The organism is Candidatus Melainabacteria bacterium, assembly GCA_003963305.1.
Classification (GTDB): domain Bacteria; phylum Cyanobacteriota; class Vampirovibrionia; order Obscuribacterales; family Obscuribacteraceae; genus PALSA-1081.
In genome coordinates, this window is the sequence record RXJR01000011.1 from 42,634 (window position 1) to 61,788 (window position 19,155).

Here is a 19,155-nt window from a genome sequence, read left to right on the forward strand (position 1 = left end):
ATTGTCCGACTCGTTTATGAACGGATGCGCAATGCCACGCCCCGTGGCAATCCCACCCGGGTGGGAGGTAAGGTATCCTAGCATTCAACCAATGCCATGGCCAGCCAACTTGGAGGACCAATGCTTAACACCAAAACCACCCGTCTTGTAAAAACCATTCTATTCTCTGGGCTTCTATGTTTCTTCCATAATTTCTCAGTTTTCCCTGAAACGAGTGCTCAAGCCAGAGTTAGCGAGAATAATGAGGTTTTCTTTGGACCCGCTTTGATTTCCAGTTGCAAGGAAATTATATTGCAACCAATAAACTCAAAAGAACCAACTCGAAAGCTCAGCGAAGGTGACAAGTCGTTTAAGGAAGCAAAAGTGTGGCTTTCCAAAAACATTCTTACTGCTATAAATCATCATGAACGACTTTACACTAAATTTGATGCAGACTATAGCCTACACTTATTTTCGGGCCGAACTAACGGAATGATGGGGCTATTGATGAGCATTCACCTTAGTCCCGAACTCCTCAATCCTAATTATCCAGAAAAGATCGAGGAGTTGCGATTGCTAATGAATAGCAAAACGAATCCAAGGGACGGTCAAAAGTAAAACGAGCAAGGCGAATTTGGTGACCTAATTTTCAAACGGCCTGGGATGTGAGCAGGAGCGTCGTACTGGTGCCTCTCCTTCTTGCACAAACGAATCAAACCAACCAATTCATCTAGCTTCTGGAGGCTGTATTGACTTGACCGAACCATAAAGATTCAGGAAGTGGACAGTGGTGTGCACTGGCAATTTCAGTTTTCGCTCCCTGAATCACAATCAAAGGTATCAGACACTCGGACACAAGAATGCCCATTCCAGAAGATTCTAAAATACAGACCTTTTTTCAAAAATTAGCCACAAACTGGAAGAGTCAATCTCTACCGGCAAAAGTTGGTTATTCACTGATCTTCTTCCCCATGCTTTTAACTGGTTTTGTTATTTTGTGGGTCACCTTTTGCACGACTTTGGTTTGGATCCAGGTCTACGGGCCGAGATTGTGGTGAAGAACGAAACATGAATCAGCTTATAGGACGTTGAGTAAGAACACATGGAAAAAAACCGCAAGCACAATCTACTTTCAGCAGCTTCTTGTTTGATCCTTGTTGGTCAGTCTATAACTGCATGTGGTCACATCGAAGCAAATGTGCCTGATGCTCAGGATTTCAGAACTTTTTTAGTTCGAGATTTGAATTCCTACTTCGGGTCGAAATTACAGAAAAATGTGAACGTGGAATATGAACTGCTTCGAAACGGACCAACTCAAACTGGTATAGCTTGGCCAAAATATTATGCTTGGGTGCGCGTCTATGAGGGTAGCAAGCTGATCGATCAAGGCGCTGTGAGACTCGCCGCAGTAAGAAAGACTGAATTTGGGATAACTGATTTCGTGAGCAAAACAGAGATTCGGAAAGACGCACAATCCGTTCAAAGAATATTCCCTGCGGCACTCAGTCCCGCTATTGTGGCAAAGGCCAACGAATGAAACATAACGAAAATTATCCGACCAGTCCATCCTCATCGAACTCGATGATTTTTTGAGGAAGCAGGCTCGTAAAGATGCTCCAGACCTCTTTCTAACATTTGTGCTAAGTTGCCGCGAGGAGCCTGGTGTTATTCTTGGTTATTACACCTTGAGTTCAACAAAACCCCAGGCGAACGATTTGCCGGACACGCTTGGCAAAAGACTTGGTAAATACGGAGCAATTCCAGCCACGCTATTGGGACGCCTTGCGACGGCGACAAGCTATCAGCGAGATAAGTTAGACCGAAACTCCTTCAGCAAAAGCGCTCCCGTAAGGAAGCGCTTTCGACTTTTGCAGGTCCTGCTTTGGAGTTACAGAATGGAGGATAATTCTCCATTAAAAGTGATTGCCTCTTCAGGAAAACAGATTCGCATCTCTTGCTGAAGCCACAAACCAATTAAATACTCCAGGGCAGGCGAGTCCGGCTGCAGTCACCAGTAAACCAGTAATCACCATAACCGGTACCGAAGCACCTTTCATGCCGAAATAAGCTGAGTAGGTGGTGCGGAACAGCAATGCCTGCACGGTCAGAGACATTCCGTATACGAAACCTACAATCTCAAACGAGTTAGCGAGTATGTTCAGAAGCGCTTCCAGATTTGCGAGATTGTTTACACGCACTGTTCCCGAGGTGTTCACCCCTTCCAGCGCTTCCGACGCGGAGGAGACAGAACCATTTGTCACTCCAGCCAATGCAGGTTCGGCGGGTTTGTTTGCTTCCTCATCAGATGAAGTGTTTGAGGAGGCAACAGTGCCCGAGCCTTGCTGAACGTATCCTTCATCACTGACTTTCCTCATCAGCACAACGGCGGAGCTTACCGGAGTCACTAGCCGATTGCGAACAGCAACAGCTGTAGCCGCATGATAATTTCCGCGAGCTATAAACGCTTGTGATTGTTCCTTGGCAAGCAGAGCACCGAGTTCTGCTGCTTCCTGCGGCGTACCGACCGCTGCGCTTCCAGTTTTCGGGAATGCGCCCTGCTCGTAGAGTTTGACTATGTACTCTACGCCGCCTGGTTGCCACCGAGAGACAAAGCGAGCCAGATCGTTTTCAATTGATCCATTGCGAGGAACCGGAACAAAGGGTCCGATTTCGCGGTGATTCTTGAAAAAATCGATTCCGTCTGTTACTCCATTATCCAAGGCCAGCTCATAGAAGGCAGGCGTTTGAATATATGGTGCCATCACATACAGTTCGCGATTCAGAGTCGGCTGCGGTCCGTGAATCCACAAAATCGCACCGTCCCTGGTTTCACCTGCAGTGCCAGCTGCTTTTACAACCGCCTGCAAGTTATCCTGACCGCCATCGAAATCACTTACGGTCAGTTTAGGCAATCCAGACGAAAGTGGCTGCAGCTCCTGCAATTTGGGAGAAACATCACTTGCAACAATAAGCGAACTAGTCATCGAAGAAGGCAGTTTCGACAAACCAGCCTTGATTGCAGCCAGATCGCTTTTAACATTTTGCGAACCGTCCAAAACAACAATCAAATGGTTGGGAACCTTCACCGGCTTAGCCTGTATTGACTCGATAAAATAGCGACCGGGTTTGTTGGGTACTGCCACGGCAATTGCTCCGAGCGTCGGCTTGCGAGCTGCTGTCACAGATACTCCAGGTCCGGACAGTTCTTCGTTTTTCATACTACCGACGAGAATTCGTTCACCGGTCGGCGAAAGACTCTCTTTCAATCCACCAAGCTTCAACGACAGGCGATCTGAAGATCGCAATCTGACTTGATGCTCGCCATTGACCGCAAAATTGGTATCAATAAAGCGAGGCAAAGCAAGCGTGGCTTCGTCGGCTTTGTCCAACTTGAGAGGCAAAACCATAGTCATGCGCACCTTGAGCTCATCCTGTCCTTTGACCGGATAACAGTGCAAAAGCGTGCGTCCTCGTCCAAGGTCCGAGACAACAGCAGGAGTATCGTGACCAACAGCGGTGAAACTGTCGGCACGCGGTGCCTTTCCGCTCGGCGCAAAAGTGGCATCTACAGGCTGTCCATCTTTCCAGACTGTGACATTAGAAATCACAGCGCCTGAAGGTAATGAAAACTCGGCGCGCGCTTCCTTGTCATCGTAAGCTGTGTTTTTGAAAACAAAGGTCCAATTCAACGTCGAGGAAAGTGCATCGGCATTGACCGCTCCATCCATACCTGATCGCACCAGAGAAAGCTCCGGTATCATTGCACCAACAACATGGCGCCTGAGGTAATCGTTTGAAAAACCTGAAAGGTCAGTTGAACGATCGTCTCGGAACGGTTTCCCAAAAGCAGCAAAATAAAGTTGTTGTTCTGCTTGCGTATTGATTGGAATGAACAAACCGGGTAGCCCGACTGTGCGTGCATCTGCGCATTCAAGACGCATATCCTGCTCAGCGTTCAACCAACGCAACATTTTCAATCCATCAAGCTGTTCTTGATGCGTGTTGCCGGCATAAGCCATGTGTTGCGCGACACGCATATACACAGACTTCGCCTCAGCCCCGACAAAACTAAGCAGTGCCATGACGACTCCCACAGCAGAATAAAGCGTGGTGCGAAGCCTGGCGCTTTTGAACTCGCGCAAGGCTCGCAACTGATATGCCAGGTAAAGCGAGGACAACATTGAAAGAAAAAACGTGCAAGCGATGACCGCAAATCCTTCAGCGAAAGAATGGATCTCATGCAAGAAATAGATATTAACGCGCCCCATACAGATTGCAGCAACTGAAACGGCTACAAACAAAAAAGATGCCCCTATAGAGATTCCATTGCAGAGACTACGCCGCATCGCAAACCGCACGTCTTTGCGACAGATGGAAGACCAAATAGAGAAATTCGCGATGGGAATGGCGAGGGCCAGAGTGACTTCCACCAGCGTTTCAATGGGATGCTTAATCAGCAACATGCTGATTCGCTCATGACAGAAGATTGCAAACAGCGCTAGAAACAGTGCTGGCAGCACCACGCCAGTCATCATCACAGCAGAGCCAATCGGAGCTTCCCAGATTTTTCGGTGTTGCGGTTTCTGATGCAACTCTTCGGCCCAGTTCTCCAGCGGCGGTTCCTCAACACCTGGACCAGGATGTGGTCGGGCTCGGTTGAAATCCAAATTAACCATAGTAATTTTCTCCATAACAACAGCCCAACATCACCTCCCCGCGCCAGAGCAGTTATCCACCGCCCAGGCACGGAATGCGTGACATGAGTTGCTAGAACAGCGCGCCAAACGGCGCACCGAATGTAGTACTGAATTCGAAGCCTATTAGTAAAAGCGCTTACAAAACAGTAAGCGCCACCAGTTTATGCAAACGGCAGAAAAGAGGCGATAGGGTTTTCCCTGAAAACAGGTTAGCTTAAACAGCACCAGCCAGATAATACTGCGCTTTAGCTGCGGCGATTTCATCGCGGGTTTGCTCGATCAGATAATCGAAACAGTGCAAGCAGTAGCGCTCAAGCCGATCCGAAGTCAGAGGTTTTCCTTCTACTTGCCAGTCAACCAGCCCGACGCCGTTGTCTTCACCAGTGAACGTCATCAGCGGCTTGTGCTGCGACTCGATGTTGGTGAGCGCCATGACTCGCTCAACCGGAATCAAAAAGAAATCGACTTTGTTGTACTGTCCACGCACTACCATGCTGAAGCGGCAGGTAGAAATTCTGGCTCGGTAAGACGAAACGCTGTGCAATGGTCGACGCAGGCTATCGAAACTGAGCACCTCTTTCACCAGTGCAGGATTAGTGCAAGAGACTGATAGTTCGGTACATGCGACGGCGCGATTGAACTCAGAAATATATGGTTCGAGCGTGGTGAAAACTTCATCGACCACTGAGCGCATCGACGAAGCGATGACCTCGTCCATGTTCATTCTCTGCCGCTCAAGAAGCTTCTGCCCGGCAAGGAAATTGAGAGATTCGCGTGTTATGTCCTGCAGAAATTCCAACCTGACGTTTTGCACACGAACTTTGTAGTTGCCCAATATTTGTCGAGCGAGATCAAAAGTCGAACTCGGCGCCTGATGCTCGAAGTTGTTGTAACCATCCAACTCGCCTGGATCGATCGCTGCATCCGAGTGATTTCTACGATTGTTTGGCAAATGCACTAAGTTAGTTCTTCTCATTCCCACCCACGCGGTTGATGATGCCTGAAAGATATACAACGGGCTCTTGACAGTCCCGAATTTAGAATACCTGCTTGGCGTTTACAGATGTACTTAAGTTTTTGCAATCGAATTTTCCATCCACTCACCGGTTGTGCGTTTGCGCCAAATCAAGTGAACAAGCCAATTCATCAAATATTCGTAATCAACGATCGTATATACAACTGAAATACAGGATAATAACCAATCCCTGCAATATTCAAAAGATATGCTCCTCACGATCTCGACTACACATCAACCTGCTACAGACCTGGGATTTTTGCTTCACAAGAACCCCAGCCAGGTGCAGTCGTTCGAACTTTCATTTGGTCAGGTGCATGTTTTCTACCCCGAAGCCAACAACGAAAGATGCACGGTGGCGATGCTGCTCGACGTCGATCCGGTCGCACTTGTGCGCGGAAAAGCGGAAGGCTCCGCAGAAGGGGGAGGTCTGGATCAATATGTGAACGACAGACCATACGTCGCGTCATCTTTTGTCAGCGTCGCCATCGCTCAGGTTTTTCGTTCAGCTCTGTCAGGCAAAAGCAAAGAGAAGCCGGAGCTGGCGGACGCAGCACTGCCTCTGGTGGCATCAGTTTCAGTAATTCCCTGCCGCGCAGGCGAAGATTATTTGCGCGGTTTGTTCGAGCCCCTCGGTTACGAGGTCACGGTCACCCAACCCGAGCTTGATAGCAAATTTGGAGAATGGGGAAAGAGCAAATATTACGCACTGACTCTGACGAAAAACTGCAAGCTGCGCGAGCTTCTCACGCATTTATATGTGTTGCTACCGGTCCTGGATAACGACAAACACTACTACGTCGGTGACGCCGAAGTGGAAAAACTGCTGCGGCACGGCGAGGGCTGGTTGAACAACCACCCCAAGAAACAAGATATCTCCAATAAGTATTTAAAACATCGACACAGCCTGGTCCGTCAGATCAACGAAAGGCTCGCAGCGGATGAATCCAACGAAGATCCTGATGCCGTCGCTGAGAAGAAAGAAGCCGAAGAAGAGTCACTGGAAAGAAAAATCAGTCTAAACGAGAGACGCATAGGCACAGTAGTGTCGGTGCTCAAACAAAACAACGCGCACCGCGTGGTTGATCTCGGATGCGGCGGAGGCAAGCTGTTGAAGGCGTTGCTTGAAGAAAAGGAATTCTCAGAAATTGTGGGAATGGATGTTTCGCACCGAGCGCTGGAAATCGCACATCAGAGATTGTATCTAGATCGACTGCCCGAAATGAAGCGAGCCAGAATCAAACTCATGCAGGGCTCACTCACATATCGAGATGCGAGAATCGCCGGGTACGACGCAGCCACACTGATTGAAGTCATTGAACATCTGGATGAGCCTCGACTATCAGCCCTGGAAAAGGTGGTCTTCAAGTTTGCCAGACCAAAACTCGTCGTGGTCACAACTCCGAACGTGGAATACAACGCCACTTTTGAGAACCTGCCGGCAGGGAAATTGCGGCACAGAGACCATCGATTCGAATGGACACGCAATGAATTTCAAGATTGGTCGCATCGAATCGCCACCACATACGGTTATAAAGTTCAGTTCCTGCCTGTCGGCGACGAAGACCCTGCTCTCGGCGCACCTACACAAATGGGTGTATTCACGACATGAAAATTATCCTTCCAGAACTGTGTGTTGTAGCGCTGATCGGTGTCTCCGGATCAGGCAAGTCTACCTTTGCACGCAAACATTTCAAGCCAACCGAAGTGATCTCCTCCGACTTCTGCCGCGCCCTTGTTTCCGACGACGAAAACAATCAAGCTGCGACAAATGATGCTTTCGACGTTTTGTACTACATTGCAGGTAAACGGCTTGATGCTGGTCTACTTACGGTTATCGATGCAACTAATGTTCAGGACGACGCGCGCAAACCGCTCCTCAACCTCGCGAAAGAGCACCACTGTCTCAGTGCAGCGATAGTGTTGGACCTGCCTGAGCAAATCTGCAACTCACGCAATGAAGCTCGCCCGGACCGAAACTTTGGTCCACATGTGATTCCACGCCAGAGGCAGCAGCTCCGCAAGGCAATTAAACAACTGAAGAGAGAAGGATTTAGATATATCTATATTCTCGACTCAGAAGAAAAGATCGAGGCAGCGACGATCGAACGTCAGCCGCTCTGGAACAACCTGAAGCATGAGCATGGTCCATTCGATATTATCGGTGACGTGCACGGATGTTTCGATGAATTGCTCGAACTCGTAAGTAATTTGGGATACTCCGTAACGCGCACGGAGACGGCGCCGTTCGGATTCTCAGTCAGCGCTCCGCATCAACGCAAAGCCTGCTTCGTCGGCGACCTCGTTGACAGAGGTCCGAACACGCCAGACGTACTGAGACTGGTGATGAGCATGATGGAAGCAAACATCGCCATTTGCGTTCCAGGCAATCACGACGTCAAACTGATGCGGAAATTGAAAGGCGCCGACGTACGTATCACTCATGGACTGGCGGAATCGCTTGAGCAACTTGAGCGCGAAACGCCTGAGTTTAAAAATCAGATTGTTGAGTGGGTAGACAAACTGATAAGCCATTACGTGCTCGATGACGGCAAACTGGTTGTCGCCCACGCCGGTATGAAAGAGAAATTCCAGGGCAGGGGTTCAGCCAAAGTGCGTGACTTCGCGCTATTTGGCGAAACCACTGGCGAAACCGACGAATATGGACTGCCAGTGCGCTACAACTGGGCCAGTGACTATCGTGGCAACGCAATGGTCGTGTACGGACACACGCCCGTTGTAGAACCGGAGTGGATCAATCGCACCATCTGCATAGATACTGGTTGCGTATTTGGTGGCAAGCTCACGGCACTACGCTATCCAGAGCGCGAACTTGTTTCAGTGCCGGCAAAGAAAATCTACTACGAGTCGGTCAAGCCATTTCTTCCGGAATCGGAGGATAGTCCGCCGGTCGAGAAACATACAGCAGAGAACGATGTTCTGGATTTGAATGACGTAATCGGCAAGCGTGTTGTTCAAACGCGCTTTGGACGCTCAGTGATGATTCGCGAAGAGAACGCTATTGCGGCTCTGGAGGTAATGAGTCGCTTCGCTGTCAATCCTAAATGGCTCGTCTACCTGCCTCCGACAATGTCTCCGAGCGAGACAAGCAAGCAGCCGGGAATGCTTGAACATCCGACCGAAGCATTCAACTACTACCTTGAGCAAGGCATAGCAAAAGTCGTCTGCGAGGAGAAACATATGGGTTCTCGCGCTGCCGTTGTAGTGGGAAAAGACACCAACGCCATCGAGAAACGATTTGGTATCAAATCTGAGGGCTCTGGAATTTGTTACACCCGCACAGGGCGGAGATTCTTCGATAAACCGCAACTCGAGACTGAGTTAATTGCTGAAATCACGACAGCGATAACAAAAGCAAATCTGTGGGAAGAATTCAGCACCGATTGGTTTGTCCTGGATTGCGAGCTCATGCCCTGGTCAGCCAAGGCGCAAGAACTCATTAAGGATCAGTACGCAGCGGTAGGCGCGGCCGCCCGCACATCGATTACATCGGCATTGCAGGCGCTGAACGAAACACAACAACGCGGCATTGACGTGAGTGGGTTGACGGAAAGGTTCAAGAGCCGTGAAACATCTGTCAATCTCTACACTGAATCTTACCAACGCTACTGTTGGACCGTGAACGGGTTGAGCGACTACAAACTGGCACCATTTCACATAATGGCGTCGGAAGGAAAAGTACACATCGATCAAAATCATCAATGGCACATGAACCACATTGCCCGAATCGCCGAACAAAGCAACGGCTTGATCATCAGCACACAACACAGGATCGTCGACCTGACTGACAAAGAAGCAGTCGCAGACGCCACACAATGGTGGACGGAATTGACAAATGCCGGCGGTGAGGGCATGGTGATCAAACCGTTCGATTTCATCGCCAGAGGCACGCGCGGCTTTGTACAGCCTGCTGTAAAATGCCGTGGACGAGAATATCTGCGCATCATTTACGGTCCCGAATACACGAATGAGGAGCATCTGCAAAGACTGCGCCGCCGCGGTTTAGCCAGCAAGCGCGGTCTGGCTGCTCGCGAATTTGCACTCGGCATAGAGGCTCTCGAAAGATTCGTGCGTCACGAACCACTCTACCGGGTTCATGAGTGTGTTTTCGGCGTACTTGCGCTGGAAAGCGAGCCGGTCGACCCTCGCTTGTAGTTCAGAATTGAGCACTATCTCAAAAGACATAGACGACACGCCTGTAGACACATACGCTCAAGACATCCACGCACTATATCTAGTGCAAAGTCGTCGGCTGATCTAAAATGCAGTGACGATTTCAGGAAGCCATGGACAAATACGACGCAGTCACTCTCGCCCGCGATTTACTAAAGGACTACGGTCTGCCCAGTTGGGACGTGAAGCTCAACAAAAACAAGCGGCAGCTCGGTGTCTGCAAACAGAATCTGAAGCGGATAGAACTCTCCGAGCATTATGTGATGATGAATGCTCGTGAGAAGGTCATCGACACAATATTGCATGAGATCGCACATGCCCTGGTTGGTGTTGAGCATGGACACGATTCAGTTTGGAAGGATATGTGCGCAAAGCTCGGCTGCAACCCGATGTCGTGTGAAAGCAGCGCCGAAATGCCTGAAGGCGACTGGAGAGCAGAGTGCCCAACTTGCCTGAAAGTTTTCACGCGATTTCGCCGCCCGAAAGTCCTGAGCGGCTTCTACTGCACAAGCTGTGGACCGGTCAAAGGTCCATTAGCATTCAAAAATTTGAAACTGAAATACAAGCAAAAGGTTATTCAAGCCGCGACAAAACATGAAGGCACTGAATACGAAGGCACCAAACAACTGATGCTCAAGATATTTTAGAAATTGGTCGCAACCAGCGTCAAAAAATAGTCGACATTGGCGTCCCGACAAAATATTCGCAGGCGCTGTTGGGGTACACTACAGGAACTGGCGTCGGATGATTAACAGTGCCTGAAGAGTCGAAGCAGCATAAGGACAAGTTTGAGCAACCTGACCTGGTCAGCCGCGACGACTCGACCGCGCCCACCGACACAACATCATCTCGCGACTCAGAGAGCGAAGCGGCCAACTCATGGCAATCAGAGCCACCTCAACTGATTATCGAAAGCATTGAGGATCGTTGGGAAATAGTCGAACCACTGGGTGTAGGTGGGATGAGCGCGGTATACAAAGCGAGACACCGAGTTACAGGAAAAGTCAGTGCGATTAAGGTCTTGTTGCCTGAACACAAACTACGACCGCAATCATTAAAACGATTCGAAGTGGAAGCGAAAGCAATCAGTGCGTTGGATCACGCACACATCGTGCATCTTAGCGATTGCGGCACTACAGACGATGGTCACTTATTTATCGTCATGGATTTTGCGGACGGAAGAAGTCTGGCTGAATTGCTCAGTGAAGAGAACCATTTACCTACAGCCCGTGCCATCAAGATATTCGTGCAAATCGCAGATGCTTTGGCGCACGCGCACAGAAGAGGTATTGTTCATCGCGATTTGAAGCCGAGCAATATCATGTTGGTGAAAGACCAGGACTATCCTGACTATGTGAAGGTTGTGGATTTTGGAATAGCGAAGGTTGTACATCCAGATCCGCAATCCGGCGAATCATTGAGCGCGACAGTAACCGGCGAAGTTTTCGGAAGCCCGCTTTACATGAGCCCCGAACAGTATCGGGGCAGACAATTGGACTTTAGATCCGACATCTACTCGATGGGATGCTTGATGTACGAAACACTGGTCGGGCGCCCACCATTTATCGGTGAGAATCCTCTGGACACGCTGTACAAGCACGTGACTGAACAACCAGAACCATTAGTGATTCAAGGTTCAGATGCGTATAAAACGAAGCAGCTAGAACAAGTGATATTTCGTTGCTTGGAAAAGGATCCGCAAATGCGTTACGAATCTATGGATGCTTTGAAAGCAGATCTTGAGCGCTTTGAATCAAACAAGCCTGTTACAAGCACTACAGGTAGTGGCAGGCACGACAGAGGTAAGAAGTGGCTCAAATATTCCATCATAGGAACACTGGCACTTGCAGCGTGTTTCGCGGGACTTATACATTTCATCGAATCAACTCCAGATGATGATGATAAAGAGAGCAGCGCTCCAGAGTCAGAACAAACGGACTACAACGGTAAAACACTTGCTCAATTGAACCGCGAGATCGAGGCGGCGCCGAATGCCGATCTTTACTTGGAGCGGGGGAAATTTTATAGCTACATCAAAGATCAGCGACCCAATGCAATTGCAGACTTCACAACAGCTATCACAATGCAGCCAGGTTTTGCAAACGCATACAGATGCCGCGCCGAGGAACTGCTCCTCCTGAATGACTTTCCCAAAGCAATGGCGGATGTTCAACGCGCCATCCAACTAGCCCCAAAGAAATACCTCAACTATTACACACTTGCACGCATCCACAACAGCCTGGGAAATTACAGTGCAGCGGCTTCGGACGCGCTCAAAGGCTTGGCGCTTAAACCACACGACCAAATTCTTATGCAGGAGCTATCGTTTGCCTATAATTTGTGGGGACGACACGATGAAGCGATTAAGGTTTCGGACGAAAATATCAGTAGAAATCCGGATGATGCCTATGCCCTGGCCTATCGAGGGCTGTATCACTTTCACAGATTTGAATTCGAGAAGGCTCTCGCAGATACAAAAGCGGCAGTAAAGTTAGATTGGCACGACCGTATGTTGTACGCATTCGCTCTCGATGGCGTCGGCAACCATAGTGAAGCCGATAAGCAAGCTGACCAGGCGTTGAAGGAAGAGACTTTTCCGGCCCGAGCGCACCGAATGCGGGGAGAACTGCAGCGCTTTCGGGGTAAGTTCGAAAATGCGATCGAAGAGTACAGTGCAGCCATTGCGCTGGAACCCAACTACGTGCCAGGTATCGTGCAGCGAGGTGTATCTTACTTCAGAATAAATCAACTTAAAAACGCGTTAGTCGATTTCGACCAGGCTGCAAAGCTCAATCCAAATTACGCACTAGCTCTATCATGGAAGGCGCTAGCTGAAGAGAAACTGGGACATCACGAATTAGCCGACCGCGATATTGAAAATGCACTGAAGGCACCCACTGTTACAGCCGATACATTTGCAAATCGGGCTGCAATCGAACTTTCTAGAGGCAACGGCTCTGAAGCGCACTCGCTCGCGGAGCGAGCTATCAGAATGAATCCATACAATTCAGATTCATACGCCGTTCTGTTTCGGCTAGCTAAGCCGGGCACACCTGAAGCCTCTCTGCTCGCTGCAAAGTTGAAAAGAATGCACTACGATGGCTCAACACCACAAATTGGCTGGTAGCGATCTCAGCATCGTGCGGCTCTCAAGGCTGCACGCACGCGCTCACTTCCAGTTCCACCTTTTGAAGTTTTGCTATTGGCAGAGTTGATGCTGTTAAACACAGTGTAGACGCTCTCATCAAATTCTGGGGCATGTTTTTTGTAGTCAGCTATCGGTAGAGATTTCAAATCATTCTTGTTGTCTCTGGCATACTGCACCACCGAAGCAACCGCATCGTGCGCAGCCCTGAACGCAACGCCCTTCACGACCAGATACTCCACGAGGTCCGTAGCAAACAACTCTGGATCAGAAGCAGCCTGGTGAGTTTTTTCACCTACTACAAGCATGCCCTTAATCGCAAGCGTCATTACTTTCAAACAAGCAGACAGTTCATCTGCGACACGAATCGCACCCGGCTTAGTTTCTTGCAGATCTCGGTTGTATCCAACAGGAAGCCCCTTCAGCGTGATCAAAACGTTGACGAGTTCCCCAACAATCGCGCCGGTCTTTCCTCGCACCAGCTCCATTGGATCCGGATTTTTCTTCTGCGGCATCAAACTGGAGGTAGTCGTTAAATCGTCTGGAAATTGAATAAAGCCAAATTCTTTCGTGCACCAGATAACGAGTGTTTCTGCCAGTTGTGACAGATGCACTGAAGTAAGGGATGCATCAAACAAGAATTCGGCAATGAAGTCTCGGTCGCTCACAGCATCGACCGAATTGCCAAATACATTTTGCAGTTCCAGCGCTGCCGCAGTCACTTCAGGCATGATGGGAAGCCCCGAACCAACCAGCGCGCCGGCACCAAGCGGCGACACACCGGTGCGCTTCGTGGAATCAGAAAACCGACTCTTATCCCGCCCAAACATCTCAACGTAAGAATGCATCACATGAGCAAATAGGAGTGGTTGAGCCCGCTGCAAATGTGTGTATCCAGGCATAACCACATCGATATTAGCTTCAGCTGTATCGATCAACGCGGTTTGCAAGTCGGCAATCAATTCCTCGATTTCTGCGGTCTTGTCCAGTATGAAGAGGCGCATGTCCAGTGCAACCTGGTCGTTGCGACTGCGCGCCGTATGCAAGAGTTTTGCATCGGCGCCAATCAATTCTGCCAGTTTCGATTCAACGTTCATATGAACGTCTTCGTATTGAGATTCGAGGATAAACTCGCCCTTCTCATACCGTTCTTTAAGGGTAGTCAGCCCTTTTTTAAGATTGTCGGCCTGGGCTGGAGTGACCAGCCCAGACTTCTTCAGCATCTCGACATGCGCGAGGCTGCCGTTTATGTCAGCTTCAACAATCGCCTGATCCGCTTTAGCGGATGCAACGAACTCGGTGACTACATCACTAAGTTGTTGTTTGAAGGCTTTTCTTAAAACTTTCATTGCGCTTGCTCCATGCCGTTAACCTGAGACCGTTGATGTTGATGAATCCGCCAGAATCAGCCTGGTTGAAGATTCCCATCTCCTCGAAGCTGGACATTTTATGGTCATACAGCGAGGAATCGGAGCCGCGTGCTACCACACCTGAATGTCCTTTGTACAATTTCAATTTCGCCCAGCCAGAGACTGTTGCCTGGGTTTCATCGATGAACTTACGCAAGAGCACATGCTCAGGTGCAAACCAATAACCGTTATAAGTCAGCTCAGCGAATTTGACGCCCAGGCTCTCTTTCATATGTGATACTTCACGGTCAAGCGTCAAAGATTCTATCGCCTGGTGTGCCTGCATGAGGATGGTCGCACCTGGGGTTTCGTAAACGCCGCGTGACTTGATGCCGATGTAGCGGTTTTCAACCAGATCCACACGTCCGACACCATGTTTAGCACCGAGTTCGTTCACGGCTTCAAGCAATTCAACAGGCTTCAGCTGCTTGCCATTGACTGCGACGGGCACACCGTTGCTGAATTCGATCGTCACATACTCTGGTTTGTCCGGAGCCTGCTCAGGGTTAGTTGTCCACTGGCACAGATCATCTGGCGGCGCAGCAGCAGGGTCTTCGAGAATGCCGCCTTCATAGCTGATGTGCATCATATTCGAGTCCATCGAATATGGCTTTTCTTTTGAAACAGGAACAGGAATGCCGTGCTTTTTAGCATAATCGATCAAATCGTTTCGACCGTTGAATGTCCATGTTCTCCATGGAGCTATAACTTCGATGTGTGGCGCCAGGGCTTTGATAGCCAGCTCGAAACGCACCTGGTCGTTGCCTTTTCCTGTTGCACCATGGGCGATGGCATCACAACCTTCTTTCAACGCAGCGGTGACCATCCCCTCAGCAATGCATGGTCGAGCAAGGCTGGTTCCCATCAAATAGGTGCTTTCATAAACGCCATTCGCTTTGATGGAATTGAACACATAATTCTCGACGAAATCAGCGCGCAGGTCTTCAACAATACATTTGTCGGCGCCGGTTTTCAGTGCTTTTTCTTCGACGCCGCTCAGGTCATCGGTCTGTCCGACGTTAGCGCAATAAGCAACAATCGGCACGTTATACTTCTCTTTGAGCCAGGTCAAGATGCACGATGTATCGAGTCCGCCGCTGTAAGCCAGCAGAATTTTCTTCATTTTCAAATCCCCTTGTTATTGATTTACTGAGTCATACTGCGCAAAGTCTTTACGACATTGGCAGTTTTCGATTCAGCACTGACTACAAAAAATACTGTGTTATCGCCTGCAACACTGCCCAGCAACTGGGGCAGGCGCAAGTTGTCTATCGCTTCCGCGACGTATGATGCTGCTCCACTGTCAGTTCTGACGACAATCATGTTGCCCGAATAAGTAATGTCTTGAATAAACTTGCTGATTGTCTCTAGCGCTGCAGGCTTCGGTGACGGCTTCGTCGTCGTCGGTAGGGTCTGGCGACTAACATATCGATATGCTCCTTCGTCTTCGACTTTGACCAATCCAAGCTCACGGATGTCTCTCGACAATGTCGCCTGATTGACTGGAATTCCCATTTTTAACAGTGCAGATTGCAAGGCAGCCTGGGTATCGATGGCTGATTTCTCAATCACCGTAAGGATTTTGCGCTGGCGTTCAACTCGTGACTGTACTTGCATGTGCATAATTATTCACAACAAAGCATAATTATGCAAGCAATATTTGAGGTTAATTAAGAACGGTTACATCCTTAGAATTACCGGGGTAGAAAGCGAGCTTTATCGTCAATTAAAGAAACTGGAGATAACCCTATTGCCTGTTCAATCCATAGTAGATTAGGGTTCGTATAGTTTCGCCGGAGACCAGCATGCCAGAGTCAGAAATGGGACCAGCCAGTGCAAATTCAAACGCCAGTGAGCAAAATGGCGACGCCGGGTTGAAGAAACGCACTGTCGAATCAATCAAGTATGTCCTGGTAGTGCTCGGCATTATGACTCTTCTGAAAGGAACGATAGCCGAAGCCCGGTTTATTCCATCCGGCTCAATGGAACCGAATCTCAACATTCAAGACCGGGTGCTTGTGGAAAAACTTGACGGCGTGCTTGGGCGCGACGTCCAACGCGGCGACATTCTAGTTTTCTATCCACCGCCCATCGAAACGGGTGTTCCAGACAATGGACTGCTCGGCAGATATATCCCCTTTGTACCGGAGAACCCGCCTGCCTTTATAAAGAGAGTAATTGGGCTACCGGGAGACGTGATCAAAATCGAGCACGGCGTTGGAGTCCTGGTGAACGACCAGTTGCTCAAAATCGATGGCGCTACGACTCCGGAGTACGACCTATCGAATCTGGGCGACATTCAGGGATACAACATGCGTGGTAAATGGATCCGCCCATACGGTGCCAGCACGAAAGAAATAGTAGTACCACCCAATTCATTCTTTATGATGGGCGACAATCGCAATGCCAGCGCTGACAGCCACGTCTGGGGTTTTGTCTCCAAGGACCGCGTGGTCGGTCGCGCCTGTCTCGTCTTCTGGAAACAAGAGTGGCTGAGATCATTACTGAACCATCAAGGCTGAGTAGATGCTTGCGAAAAGAAGTATGCACAATGCATCGACGCAGCTTCGGCAGATAAATTCTGCTTTCTATCGGCGCTTGTTACCTGTATAGTGTCGACAGAAGGTGCCTATGAAAACAAATCACTTAGTATTCATGAGCTTTTCACTCGCAGTAGTGAATTTATTTTCTTGCAATTTCTCGACGCTGGCGCAGCAACAGAGTCAGCAACAGCAGCAAGAATACAGACCAACGCCATCCGCTGCACCTCAAAAACCCAAGATGTACGGTGGGGGCTATGTGCACGCACCCCTGCCGTCCCGAGACGCCTTCGCTCAACCAGCGGCAGCACATTCAAACAATCAGCAGGCTTTGAGAGAACCGACGTATCAACGAAGCAACGAAGAGGCGAGCGTGCAACGAGTTGAAGCCCCACAGATTGTGCCGATAGATCAGGCACACACTCAAGATTTATCTATGCCCGACGACCAGCAACAGCAGTCAAACTCGGGCGGTCAATCACCATCAACCTTTTCGAGAAACAAGAAGCAGCTCGAAAATAACTTCATTCGCAAACCACTAATGAACATCAGAAGTCGCCTGGGCATATAGCACCATATGCGGTGACAACAATATCGGCAGCAAACAAACATCGATGACAGAGCGACCGAACCCTCATTTGATTTTGCCGGCAGGCACTCAAATTGTCACGCTAGTTAGCATTAGCGAGCGCAAACCATACCCTGAACGAAGCGCTGGTGTAGTCGGAAAAATCATCAAGTCGCCAACCGACAACGAACACGCTTATCAGATTCAACTACCAGACGGTCAACAAGTCAGTTTAAAACGCCATGAAATGGCGATTCGAAAACAGGTACAGGGAGCGGCTTTCGACCTGCCTGCAGACGCAATTGCTGATCGAAATCTGTACGAATTTGTCATCTACAAATGCATAGTGGGTTCAAATGCCTTTGGTCTCTCCGGAGAAAGTTCGGATGTTGACCTGCGCGGCATTTATCTTCCGCCTGCCGATATGCAGTGGTCGCTTTACGGTTTACCGGAACAAATTGAAAAGACAGAATCCGACGAAGTGTACTGGGAGTTGCAAAAATTTCTGACTTTGTCGCTTAAGGCAAATCCAAATGTTCTCGAATGTTTGTACACGCCGTTGATCGAGAAGACCACGCCGCTTGCAGATGAGCTGCTTGCTGGTCGCTCAAAATTCCTCTCAAAACTTGTCTACCAGACCTACAACGGCTATGTAATGTCGCAATTCAAGAAGCTGGAACAAGATATCCGCACAACCGGCGAATTGAAATGGAAGCATGTGATGCACTTGCTGAGACTTTTGATTTCCGGCATCACCATTTTGGAAGAGCACATGGTGCCGGTTGACGTTGGCAACTACAGAGAACGATTGCTTGCTGTCAGGCAGAAACGGATGTCATGGGAAGACGCAAATAAGTGGCGCCTGGAACTGCACAAAAGGTTCGACAAAGCGTTCGAAGAGACGAGTCTGCCGGACCGTCCCGACTACGAATGGGCCAACAGCTTCTTAATTAAGGCGCGACGCCAGATGATATGAGGCGCCCGCAGGTTAGGATTTCGGTCTGTGGGTGGCATAATTGAATTCTAGAGATTAAACGGTCGGAGCCGTCTCCTTTGACCAAGAAGAAACAGTCAAAACGAAGCGCGAAACAAGGTGGGAAAAAATCGTCGTCCAGAGCGGGCGTAGCACCTACTTTGCATGAAATACCCGCGATCAAACCAGGACAACCGTTGGCGGAAGCGCCTGTCGATGCAAAAACATTATCAGCACCTGAAGCAGAAACGCCGAAAGAACCGGTAACGAGTTCCACGGAAAAACCAATAACGGAAACACCGACGGCGGAAACAGCGACGGCAGAAAAACCGACGACCGAAACAGCTGCGGCGGAAACACCGACGGCAGAAAAACCGACGACCGAAACAGCTGCGGCGGAAAAACCGACGGCGGAAACACCGACACACGTCGACCCGCAAATCGATGCACATGCACTGTCTGCTCCCGAGCCAATCCACCCCGAGCCAGCTCCAACCGACATAGCCGCCGAGCCAACCTCTCATACTTCAATTGCAGCCGCGGTTACGGATCAAGTCATTGAGCCGCAGCCCACGACAAAAGACGGAAATGCAGTCGAATCTGCCGCGGTTGTGGAAACAGGCAGCAGTGCTCCC

14 protein-coding genes and 1 pseudogene are annotated in these 19,155 nt (G+C 49.5%); 9 read left to right on the forward strand and 6 right to left on the reverse strand.

Translation table 11 applies throughout. The features are described 5' to 3' along the window. The first annotated feature begins 120 nt into the window (after positions 1 to 120). A complete protein-coding gene (locus EKK48_13650) occupies positions 121 to 597 on the forward strand; it encodes a hypothetical protein (GenBank protein RTL41405.1) in 477 nt (158 codons plus the stop codon). Positions 598 to 1,081: 484 nt separating this feature from the next. Further along, a complete protein-coding gene (locus EKK48_13655; GenBank protein RTL41406.1) occupies positions 1,082 to 1,516 on the forward strand; it encodes a hypothetical protein in 435 nt (144 codons plus the stop codon). A 394-nt stretch (positions 1,517 to 1,910) separates the two neighbouring features. Here EKK48_13655 and EKK48_13660 read toward each other — a convergent pair whose 3' ends face one another. Both EKK48_13660 and EKK48_13665 read right to left on the reverse strand, forming a co-directional pair. Then, positions 1,911 to 4,655 (reverse strand): hypothetical protein, encoded by a 2,745-nt coding sequence (locus EKK48_13660; protein RTL41407.1) that lies wholly within the window; start codon positions 4,653 to 4,655, stop codon positions 1,911 to 1,913. 235 nt (positions 4,656 to 4,890) lie between these two features. Further along, positions 4,891 to 5,652, reverse strand: coding sequence for a hypothetical protein (locus EKK48_13665; protein RTL41408.1), 762 nt, complete (start codon positions 5,650 to 5,652; stop codon positions 4,891 to 4,893). Positions 5,653 to 5,899: 247 nt separating this feature from the next. Here EKK48_13665 and EKK48_13670 point away from each other — a divergent pair, with 247 nt between their 5' ends. The 4 genes from EKK48_13670 to EKK48_13685 all read left to right on the forward strand — a co-directional run bounded on the left by EKK48_13670 (position 5,900) and on the right by EKK48_13685 (position 13,012). Continuing rightward, positions 5,900 to 7,303, forward strand: a complete 1,404-nt coding sequence (locus tag EKK48_13670) for a 3' terminal RNA ribose 2'-O-methyltransferase Hen1 (GenBank protein RTL41409.1) — start codon at positions 5,900 to 5,902, stop codon at positions 7,301 to 7,303. Then, on the forward strand, positions 7,300 to 9,867 hold the full coding sequence (locus tag EKK48_13675; protein ID RTL41410.1) for a polynucleotide kinase-phosphatase: 2,568 nt from the start codon (positions 7,300 to 7,302) through the stop codon (positions 9,865 to 9,867). The genes EKK48_13670 and EKK48_13675 overlap by 4 nt, the downstream gene beginning before the upstream one ends. A 131-nt stretch (positions 9,868 to 9,998) precedes the next feature. Next, complete coding sequence (locus tag EKK48_13680) at positions 9,999 to 10,532, forward strand: hypothetical protein (protein RTL41411.1); 534 nt, start codon at positions 9,999 to 10,001, stop codon at positions 10,530 to 10,532. 107 nt (positions 10,533 to 10,639) lie between these two features. Beyond that, on the forward strand, positions 10,640 to 13,012 hold the full coding sequence (locus EKK48_13685) for a serine/threonine-protein kinase (protein ID RTL41412.1): 2,373 nt from the start codon (positions 10,640 to 10,642) through the stop codon (positions 13,010 to 13,012). 5 nt (positions 13,013 to 13,017) lie between these two features. Here the strand turns inward: EKK48_13685 and argH are convergent, their stop codons facing one another. From argH to EKK48_13700, 3 genes are read right to left on the reverse strand one after another with little or no spacing between them, the layout of a single operon-like run. Then, the gene (argH, locus tag EKK48_13690) at positions 13,018 to 14,379 is read right to left on the reverse strand and encodes an argininosuccinate lyase (protein RTL41413.1); all 1,362 of its coding nucleotides are present in this window, start codon (positions 14,377 to 14,379) and stop codon (positions 13,018 to 13,020) included. Next, a complete protein-coding gene (locus EKK48_13695; GenBank protein RTL41414.1) occupies positions 14,342 to 15,562 on the reverse strand; it encodes an argininosuccinate synthase in 1,221 nt (406 codons plus the stop codon). The genes argH and EKK48_13695 overlap by 38 nt, the downstream gene beginning before the upstream one ends. A gap of 23 nt (positions 15,563 to 15,585) precedes the next feature. After that, a complete protein-coding gene (locus EKK48_13700; protein ID RTL41415.1) occupies positions 15,586 to 16,062 on the reverse strand; it encodes an arginine repressor in 477 nt (158 codons plus the stop codon). Between the two features lie 182 nt (positions 16,063 to 16,244). Between EKK48_13700 and lepB the strand changes: the two genes are divergently transcribed. The 3 genes from lepB to EKK48_13715 all read left to right on the forward strand — a co-directional run bounded on the left by lepB (position 16,245) and on the right by EKK48_13715 (position 18,523). Then, positions 16,245 to 16,961, forward strand: coding sequence for a signal peptidase I (lepB, locus tag EKK48_13705; protein ID RTL41416.1), 717 nt, complete (start codon positions 16,245 to 16,247; stop codon positions 16,959 to 16,961). Positions 16,962 to 17,070: 109 nt separating this feature from the next. After that, positions 17,071 to 17,550, forward strand: coding sequence for a hypothetical protein (locus tag EKK48_13710; GenBank protein ID RTL41417.1), 480 nt, complete (start codon positions 17,071 to 17,073; stop codon positions 17,548 to 17,550). A 43-nt stretch (positions 17,551 to 17,593) separates the two neighbouring features. Then, a complete protein-coding gene (locus tag EKK48_13715; protein RTL41418.1) occupies positions 17,594 to 18,523 on the forward strand; it encodes a nucleotidyltransferase domain-containing protein in 930 nt (309 codons plus the stop codon). Between the two features lie 233 nt (positions 18,524 to 18,756). Here the strand turns inward: EKK48_13715 and EKK48_13720 are convergent. Continuing rightward, positions 18,757 to 18,942 (reverse strand): annotated as a pseudogene (locus EKK48_13720) (hypothetical protein). Positions 18,943 to 19,155: the final 213 nt, after the last annotated feature.

Excerpts from the sequence above, each read along its gene's own strand:
- EKK48_13650 (RTL41405.1), top strand. The coding sequence starts at position 121 with ATGCTTAACACCAAAACCACCCGTCTTGTAAAAACCATTCTATTCTCT.
- EKK48_13695 (RTL41414.1), bottom strand. The coding sequence starts at position 15,562 with ATGAAGAAAATTCTGCTGGCTTACAGCGGCGGACTCGATACATCGTGC.
- EKK48_13710 (RTL41417.1), top strand. The coding sequence starts at position 17,071 with ATGAAAACAAATCACTTAGTATTCATGAGCTTTTCACTCGCAGTAGTG.
- EKK48_13665 (RTL41408.1), bottom strand. The coding sequence starts at position 5,652 with ATGAGAAGAACTAACTTAGTGCATTTGCCAAACAATCGTAGAAATCAC.
- EKK48_13715 (RTL41418.1), top strand. The coding sequence starts at position 17,594 with ATGACAGAGCGACCGAACCCTCATTTGATTTTGCCGGCAGGCACTCAA.
- lepB (RTL41416.1), top strand. The coding sequence starts at position 16,245 with ATGCCAGAGTCAGAAATGGGACCAGCCAGTGCAAATTCAAACGCCAGT.
- EKK48_13660 (RTL41407.1), bottom strand. The coding sequence starts at position 4,655 with ATGGTTAATTTGGATTTCAACCGAGCCCGACCACATCCTGGTCCAGGT.
- EKK48_13700 (RTL41415.1), bottom strand. The coding sequence starts at position 16,062 with ATGCACATGCAAGTACAGTCACGAGTTGAACGCCAGCGCAAAATCCTT.
- EKK48_13680 (RTL41411.1), top strand. The coding sequence starts at position 9,999 with ATGGACAAATACGACGCAGTCACTCTCGCCCGCGATTTACTAAAGGAC.
- argH (RTL41413.1), bottom strand. The coding sequence starts at position 14,379 with ATGAAAGTTTTAAGAAAAGCCTTCAAACAACAACTTAGTGATGTAGTC.
- EKK48_13675 (RTL41410.1), top strand. The coding sequence starts at position 7,300 with ATGAAAATTATCCTTCCAGAACTGTGTGTTGTAGCGCTGATCGGTGTC.
- EKK48_13670 (RTL41409.1), top strand. The coding sequence starts at position 5,900 with ATGCTCCTCACGATCTCGACTACACATCAACCTGCTACAGACCTGGGA.
- EKK48_13655 (RTL41406.1), top strand. The coding sequence starts at position 1,082 with ATGGAAAAAAACCGCAAGCACAATCTACTTTCAGCAGCTTCTTGTTTG.